We start from the raw sequence: 7,827 nt of genomic DNA on the forward strand, positions 1-7,827 counted from the left end.
AAGGGAAGGGCAAGTCCCTGGCCCGACTGATGTTCGATATCCCGTAAGCCTTTTTGGCAGCGGGAGAAGAGGCCAAAATCAATCCACTGCCGCGTTCTTTCGGATCGGCTGAGGGATAGCTCATGACCACCAACTTTGTTTCGAGCGGATGCAGCCCGCGCCGCACGCATTCCACGCTCGCATAGAAGGATTTGCAGTCGATGCAAAGAATGTCGCGACTGGGCTCCTTCGTATAATCAAAAACCAATTCCGTTTCGTACATAAAAATCGTCTCCAATCTCTATGTCTCCATTATACGAACGTATGTTTGCTTTTGTAAAGCGAACAGGGGGAAATATTTTTGGAAATGACAAAAATGCCGCCAAAAATTGGCGGCATGGGGTGATGGATGAAGAGAAGAGTGCTGCTCAGTCAGAAAAAGTATAGGTCCGGCACTCGAACGCCATAAAATCCAATTGTGCCAAGGATAGTCTTTATAATCTTTAATTCCTTCATTCCGTTTCGCCCCTCTAAACGGAATCCTCACTTTACTTTTCGTTTTCAGACGAGGTTACCAAAGAAGCGACTTTAAGGAGAACTAGTAGCAGGAAGCCACCCAAGAAGAAGGCTGTATAAAACTTACTTTCGCCGTACTCAAAAATGAGTCGGGAAGAAAATAATGCAGCTACAACGCAGTAAATGAATATGACAAGAAGGTACTTATTCTTTTGAAGATACTTTATGACACCACGACTTCGTTTATCTCGGGGGAATTGCATAATTTAACACCCTCTCCTATTGTCAATTAAGGAACTAATACAGTTTTATATTGTTCTTGCTTTCCTTATTTACCTATTTCATCTTCTGTCTCATATTCAGAGTTTTCTTTTGAATTAAGATTCTTCCGTTCACGTCTAACTCTTAACAACGCAAGTACCATTAAAAACAATGTTGTATAGAATCCAGAACCAATGAAATCTCTATTAATGATATATTCTATAGCAATTCCTATCAGACTTGCTATAGACAAACTTATTAGGACATTAAGATACGGATGGTTCTGATAAAATTTCTTATAAGAATTCATGATGTTTAACCCTCAAATCTCTCTTTTTATAAAGTTTTATATATCTTGTTGCTACAGCTCTTTCGGCAGCAGTCTATCCAGTACTACTATAAAAGCCTACCCATCCATTTTCGTTTTATCATTTTTTTGTTAATACCATTATAACGTTATAAAAAAACAAAAGCACATTATACTAGTAAGTCTTATATTCCACACTTTCACCGAAAGAATAGTAGTTACTTTTTTCTATATTATTTATGTAGCCATCCGCCTGGACCAAAGCAATTATTCTGTCCATTTCCCCAAATTCCTTTATAGCGTTCTCATCAAGAAAACCAGAAGGAATCTCAAAATTTACTACCATTATTTCTCCAGAAGGACAAGTCGGTGTGTTCATTTTTGCTTAACATGGGGAAACTAGTTCCCAATGAGAGCTCCTATGCAGTTTTTCTGAAGGTCCCACTATAGAAATAATAAATTATTTGTTACAATCGTATCATACATAAATTATTTTGAAAAACATATTTATATTCTATGAGAGAGAAGGCGCGTTATGAATGCCAAGAAATACAACCTTTTTGCATACGTGTTAGCTTGTACTTCATTAATTGAAGCAGTCCAATACCCAAGCGTCCCTTTGATCTGATGGTTCTGGTTTTGCTGCTTTTTGTCAAAAGCAAGCTTGAAAGCGGTATGGGAACATGGAATACTCAAAATCAAAAATGATACAAGAGGAGATGAACCATTATGTCAGCCACTAATCAACCAGGAGGCTTTTTGATTTATGGTTTCTTTTTATTGGCCATAGTCGGACTGCTCTTTTTTCTTTATAAAAAAGTCAAAGCAACACAAAATGTGCAGCAAACACGGTTAGTTTTGGTAGCTTTGATTGGTGCTAGCATCATAACGACGCTATTTTGGATTCCGATATTTTTCATAATAGTGAATTGATTTAAGAGGTACTTGCGAAAGGAGATCAAAATGAAGCTTTTCTTAAAAGGATTGATCAGAGGAACTCTTCCCTTTGCTGTTATGTTGTCAATGTATGCATGGACTGATTTTCAGGGGAGAGAAGGCGATGCGAAGGCTTTTCTCTTTTATGGATTTATGGCCTTGTTTTTGGGACTGGCAAGCATCCTATACGAGCTAAAACAGTGGAACTTCCGAAAGCAGATTATGGTTCATTACTTGACGATGCTGGTTACGGTTTTTCCATTGCTGTTGCTGAGTGGTTATTATAAGACCGGCTCTTTTGGAGCTATTTTCCATGTGTTTCTGCTGTTCAATAAGGTTGGCGTTATTCTCTTTGTAACGACAGCTATTATTTCCAAAGTACGCAACAGCCTTATGAATTTGAAGCAAACGGATCTCTAAAACTGAACCTTTGTATTTGAAAGAAAGTAGGTGAATGGATGAGTACGCGAGACAATCAGAAAAAGTACGATGACAAAAGCAATGTGGACAGTTCCATTTATTCCAGAGTCAATATCGGGCAGGGTGCAAACAATAAGTTTGATGGCCCGAACCTCACTCATTCAGGAGGGAGCATGAACAATGCCGATGAGCAAGTGCATCATAGGAGCGGCTCCTTGAATACGGCCATCTATTACGTGGTCGGCAGTATCATTTCTGCCGCGACAGTATTCGTAGGGATGCGGATTTTTCATGATTACTTCTATGGCGAGGGACTCAACAAGTTACTTCCTTCTCTGCTGTTACTATTCGGATCTTTGGCTATAGGATTTTTCTTTTCAAAATTGATTATGAAAAAATTTGTACCATTCAAAAAGAAATAACCCACTAAAGCTTCTAATTTTTATTGCATATTCTAAACAAATAGGATGGTGTTGGGAAATGATGAAAAATCCAATGGTAACAACAATATTTTTCCTTTCAAGTATTCTGTTGTTGAGTGGGTGTGGCGGTTCCACTTCCACCACGAGTGTCGTGGTGGAGATTGGGAATGCGGCTCAGAAGAATGCGGAACTCGACAATGCCCGGTTTGAGACACGCTACTCCATGGATAGTGAAGCGGAGCCATTCGACCAAAGCTCGGAAGGGGTCTTTGTGAAAACAGCGGAGTCTGATTATGACTGGTATCAGAAGACTTCCTTCGAGGGAGCAAATACTACGGAAATAGCTCAGATAGGCGGAAAGCAGTATCAGAAAATCAGTGTGCCCGGCCAAGCGGAAACGCAATGGGTGGAGGTTTCTTCAACTGGATTTGCTTTGCAAGAGCTATTGCGCTCGCTCTTTGAGAGTGAGGTAGTGGAAGCGGAGATTGCGGAGAGCCAAGTTGAGGATAAAGGAAGCAGTAAGGAATATAAGCTCACCATGAGCGATGCCTATGCCGATAGGATAAAAGCCAGGAACGTGAAAGAGTTCCAGCAAAATATCGACGAATTGAAACAGAACAACGAAGAAGCGCTGGTCATCGAGGAAATGGAAACCCGTCTTCAAGAAATAGAGGAGACCAACTTTCAAGACGTCACCATCACCTATGAAATCAATGAGGAAGATTTCCTGACGGCCGTCCACTACGAATCTACCGTGGTGCCTCCAGATGGGGAGTCCAACACCTTGATCACCAGTTTCTCTCTGACGGAATATAATTTGAGCGATACAGAAGACCTGCTGCCTCAGATCGCAGAGTAAGGGAATCCGGGGAAATAATTAACATTCCATAAACATGCGATATCGTTGAAGAAAAACCTGTTCCGTTTGTGATAAAATCTAACTGGAACGATAACCATAGAATGATTTAAAAAGTGAGGATACAAAATGATTGCAAAGACAGAAGAAGATTTTAACGGATTAAGAGAAATTGGCGGAATTTGTGGAGCGATCCGCGATGAAATGGTCCAAGCCACGAAACCCGGGATCACCACAAAAGAACTCGATGATATTGCGGCGGAGCTTTTTGAAAAAGCCGAAGCGCAATCTGCACCAAAAGGGGAATATAATTTTCCTGGGTATACGTGCATCAGCGTAAATGAAGAAGTAGCACACGGGATTCCGAGCGATCGGATCATTGAGGAAGGGGACCTTGTGAATATCGATGTTTCGGGTTCCAAAAACGGCTATTTTGCGGATACCGGCATTTCCTTTGTGGTTGGAAAGGGCAATGTCGTTCTGCAGAAATTATGTGACGTTGCGAAAGAAGCGTTCGACGCGGGACTTGCGAAGGTTAAACCGGGCGCGAAAACAAGCAACCTCGGAAAAGCGGTACACAACGTGGCGAAACGCCATGGTTTGACTGTCATCAAAAATCTTACCGGACACGGTGTTGGTCGCGCGATCCATGAAGCACCCGATCATATTTTCAATTACTACTCGCGCTGGGATGATGAGATTCTGAAAGAGGGCATGGTCATCGCCTTCGAGCCCTTTATTTCCACATTCGAAGAGGAAGTTTTCCAAGTTGAAGATGACGACTGGACCTTCTTTACAGAAGAAAGCATGGTAGCCCAATACGAGCATACGATCATTGTGACGAAGGAAGGTCCGATCGTTACTACGCTTTGAGAGCTTTGAAACTCCAATAGGCGCGTTTGCGGGACAATGACAAACACTTGCATCAGAAAAAGCACAGATTGATTTCTGTGCTTTTTTGCATACCATTTCAGCTATCTGTGACATCAGGTAATCATGTATTGGCTTTTTTGAACAACAACAAGCCTGCAAAAATCATAGACCCACCTATACATGTTGCCAATGTAGGGATCTCTCCCATTATGAGGAAGCCCATCAAAGCAGCCAACAAAGGGGTAACAAACATATAATTCGTTACATCGCTGGTTTTTTGCGCAATCATCAGTGCTTTTGCCCACAACATGTACGCAAGCGCACTTGGGAATACGCCCAGAAAAATCATGACCAACAACTGCTGAAGTGGGGCATTGCCGAATTGTACTGTCGCATCCGGTAAATACCACAGCAGAAACAGGGTTCCAGCCAAAACGCTATAAGCAGTTGATTGTAAGGCAGAATAATTTTTCAGCAAAGAACGTTGCAGAAGATTATAGCCGCTGATGCAGACAGCTGCACCAAACATCCAGAAAACGCCTGCGTTGACCGAAAGGATGCCGTTCCATAATGTCAAAACCAGAATCCCGATAAACTCTATGATGATTGCCATCCACCCCAAGAGACTGATCTTTTCCTTGAAAATAATCCGGGCGAACAGAGCTGTCAGGATAGGTGCTGATGCAATGACAACACTGCCCGTTGCTGCTGTCAGTGATTTGGATGCTTGGTTAAAGGTGATCATGTACAGCGCAAAACCTAAAGTGCCGGCCAGCAGGAATTTAGGGAAATCCTTTTTTTCCGGAAATCCAATTTTGTAAAAAATTCCGATTGCTATAAATAACAGCGAAGCAATCACATAACGAAGAATGCCTATCGCTTCTGCCGTATAGTAAGCCAGCGCGATTTTTGTGAGAACGAATGCCGATGCCTACAGAAGAACTGTAACAAATAGACTGACATAGCGATTTGAGACACATATAAAACACCATCTTTAGGCTGCTTGAGCCCCGAATTCTTTGGGCGTCAGGTAGCCTAATTTTTCTAGAATCCGGTCTTCGTTGTAATAACGGATGTATTCATCAACCTTTTCCACGACATGAATATTCTGCATAGAATTGAATTTAACGTACTGGAATTCCTCCGATTTGATAGTGGAATGGAAAGATTCGATGACCGCATTATCCCAACAGTTTCCACGCCGCGACATACTGCTAGCCAGGTGGCTCCTCTTGACCAACTCCTGGTACGCATACGAGGTATACACACTCCCTTGATCTGAGTGGAGGATTACACCCTCCGGGTTCCCACGCATCTCTAGCGCCTCTTTCAAGGTATCGATGACCAGCGGCGTCTGCTGGTGGTCGTACATCTTGTACGCGACAATTTCATTATTGAACAGGTCCATAACCGTCGACAGGTACATTGTCGAACTTCCGTACTGGATATACGTGATATCCGTCACCCATTTTTGATTCGGCGCAGAAGCCGCGAAATTGCGCTGCAGAAGATTTGGCGCTATTATGACAGATTCACCTTGTGATTTCCATTTCCGTTTCGGTTTGATCCGACATTGTAAATGATACTTTTGCATAATCGTTTGAACCGTATTGCGGTGCCGGTCCAGTTTGTACTCCGCCTTCAATAACTTCTTGATTTTCCGGTGCCCAAAACGATACTTCGTTTTCTTACACAACGCGATAATCGCTTCCTCCACTTCCGTCACCACGCTTATGAGGCCTTCGGCCAGCCACCGGTAATAAGTGGAGCGAGCCACGTCCAATGCGGACAAAATAGCCGTCACCGTATACTTTTTCCGGTATTTTTCTACCAATTGCAGAACTAGTTCTTTTTCAACTCCTTTTTCATCTCCAAATACTTTTTTAAGATTTCATTCTCCATTTTCAAATGAGCATTTTGGCGTTCTTTCTTCTCGTCTTCACTTGCAAATTCCGGTCCATGCCCAAACGAATATTGCTTGCCAATGGGCTGATCGAACCGATGGATTTCATTTGCTCGGTACCACCTCATCCATGTCGCAATCTGTGACTTATTTTTGATCCCATGCTTCTCCATAATTTCTTTCGTTGTCAGTTGGCCACTCATTTTGTCTTTCACAACGGCCCATTTCGTCTCACTTGAATATACGTTTTTGCCCACGCAAAAACACCTCCGATTTTAGTACTTGTGGTAAGTGTACCATTTCGAAGGTGTTTTATATTGTCCCATTTAATTATGTTAGTCTAAGTGTTTAATCACTGCGGCTGATTTTTTTGTTTGTTTTCTAAAATATGTTCTATGAGTCCAGTAGACATACTTGCCATCTTTTCCATATTTAAGAATTGCATGGCCTGGATACAATCCTTAACTACTTCATCACCCTTGGAGTCATCAATCAAAATGAGTTTGACCCCAATCAAAAATTTTTGTAAGAGGGCTTCATAAGCTTGATCTTCATTCAATGGATGTTTTTCCAATATACGAATATATATTAGCGCCTGATGAATTTCATTTTTACTGATGAATGCAATGATGGCGTTTATCAGTAGCCTGAATCCTTCGTTTGCATAAGGATTTATTTCTTTATAGTAAGCTAACTTGTTGATTGCTTTTGGCAATATTTGTTTTAAAGCTTCGGCATCAAAATAGAACATAGAATTATTGAACATGACAAGTTCGTAACGCGTCCATGTTTCCGTTTTGACTAGGTATTTATATAATTCATTCTCTTTAAGATCTATATTTTTATGTTCAAGCCTTGCCAGCAGGATCTCTGTCAGTGAAGCCAAATGATTATGTAATACATTTTTGTCGATGGTGTATTCGTTCCGGCAATGCTGCAGTATAAAAGTAAGCTCATGAATATTCTGATCTTCAAACGCATGCTTCAATTCTTTCATTAATTGTTTTTCAACGTTATCTGTATACCCATTACACATAAATTCAATTTCTTCCAAGCTTACATGTAATTTTTCCAATAGTTCCAAAAAATGCGAGGTATACAAATCAGTTTTCCCGTTAATATAACGATTAAAGCTGGCTCTGGACATACTGTTGCCAATCGCTTCTTCAATTTTTATATTCTTATCTTTTCTAAGAGTTGCGACTGCTTCATAAATTTCCATAAGAACTCCTTTTATCAGCACTATAAAACGTCTCATCTTTGCAACAAAAGTTTCTTGTTCGTGTCATTTTTCCGTTAATCGCCCATGTAAAAATATACTCCTTATAACAATATTATTTAGGAGGCATTGCTA

Annotated in this window: 8 protein-coding genes and 2 pseudogenes; 5 read left to right on the forward strand and 5 right to left on the reverse strand. The window is 41.0% G+C overall.

The genetic code is table 11. From position 1 onward, the window contains the following. Positions 1–262, reverse strand: a pseudogene (locus WBV27_RS08850) (excinuclease ABC subunit A); the annotation flags it as partial. Between the two features lie 1,530 nt (positions 263–1,792). Between WBV27_RS08850 and WBV27_RS08855 the strand changes: the two are divergent. From WBV27_RS08855 to map, 5 genes are all read left to right on the forward strand, one after another. Continuing rightward, positions 1,793–1,996: a hypothetical protein gene (locus WBV27_RS08855; protein WP_424201297.1), complete on the forward strand. Its 204-nt coding sequence runs from the start codon at positions 1,793–1,795 to the stop codon at positions 1,994–1,996. Positions 1,997–2,026: 30 nt separating this feature from the next. Beyond that, a complete protein-coding gene (locus WBV27_RS08860; RefSeq protein ID WP_424201298.1) occupies positions 2,027–2,419 on the forward strand; it encodes a DUF3021 family protein in 393 nt (130 codons plus the stop codon). A 38-nt stretch (positions 2,420–2,457) separates the two neighbouring features. Beyond that, positions 2,458–2,841 (forward strand): hypothetical protein, encoded by a 384-nt coding sequence (locus tag WBV27_RS08865; RefSeq protein WP_424201300.1) that lies wholly within the window; start codon positions 2,458–2,460, stop codon positions 2,839–2,841. 58 nt (positions 2,842–2,899) lie between these two features. Next, on the forward strand, positions 2,900–3,700 hold the full coding sequence (locus tag WBV27_RS08870; RefSeq protein WP_424201302.1) for a hypothetical protein: 801 nt from the start codon (positions 2,900–2,902) through the stop codon (positions 3,698–3,700). Between the two features lie 126 nt (positions 3,701–3,826). After that, positions 3,827–4,570, forward strand: a complete 744-nt coding sequence (map, locus tag WBV27_RS08875; RefSeq protein ID WP_424201304.1) for a type I methionyl aminopeptidase — start codon at positions 3,827–3,829, stop codon at positions 4,568–4,570. 121 nt (positions 4,571–4,691) lie between these two features. Here the strand turns inward: map and WBV27_RS08880 are convergent, their stop codons facing one another. From WBV27_RS08880 to WBV27_RS08895, 4 genes and pseudogenes are all read right to left on the reverse strand, one after another. After that, on the reverse strand, positions 4,692–5,147 hold the full coding sequence (locus tag WBV27_RS08880) for a DMT family transporter (RefSeq protein ID WP_424201309.1): 456 nt from the start codon (positions 5,145–5,147) through the stop codon (positions 4,692–4,694). Positions 5,148–5,153: 6 nt separating this feature from the next. Beyond that, positions 5,154–5,489, reverse strand: a pseudogene (locus tag WBV27_RS08885) (EamA family transporter); the annotation flags it as partial. A gap of 75 nt (positions 5,490–5,564) precedes the next feature. Next, positions 5,565–6,730 (reverse strand): IS3 family transposase gene (locus WBV27_RS08890; protein WP_424201306.1). Its coding sequence is split into 2 segments (ribosomal slippage): positions 5,565–6,454 and positions 6,454–6,730, totalling 1,167 coding nucleotides; the frame shifts between segments, so codons are not numbered across the junction. A 95-nt stretch (positions 6,731–6,825) separates the two neighbouring features. Next, positions 6,826–7,695, reverse strand: a complete 870-nt coding sequence (locus tag WBV27_RS08895; RefSeq protein WP_424201308.1) for a hypothetical protein — start codon at positions 7,693–7,695, stop codon at positions 6,826–6,828. Between the last annotated feature and the right edge of the window lie 132 nt (positions 7,696–7,827).

The organism is Trichococcus sp., from assembly GCF_049589555.1.
Classification (GTDB): domain Bacteria; phylum Bacillota; class Bacilli; order Lactobacillales; family Aerococcaceae; genus Trichococcus.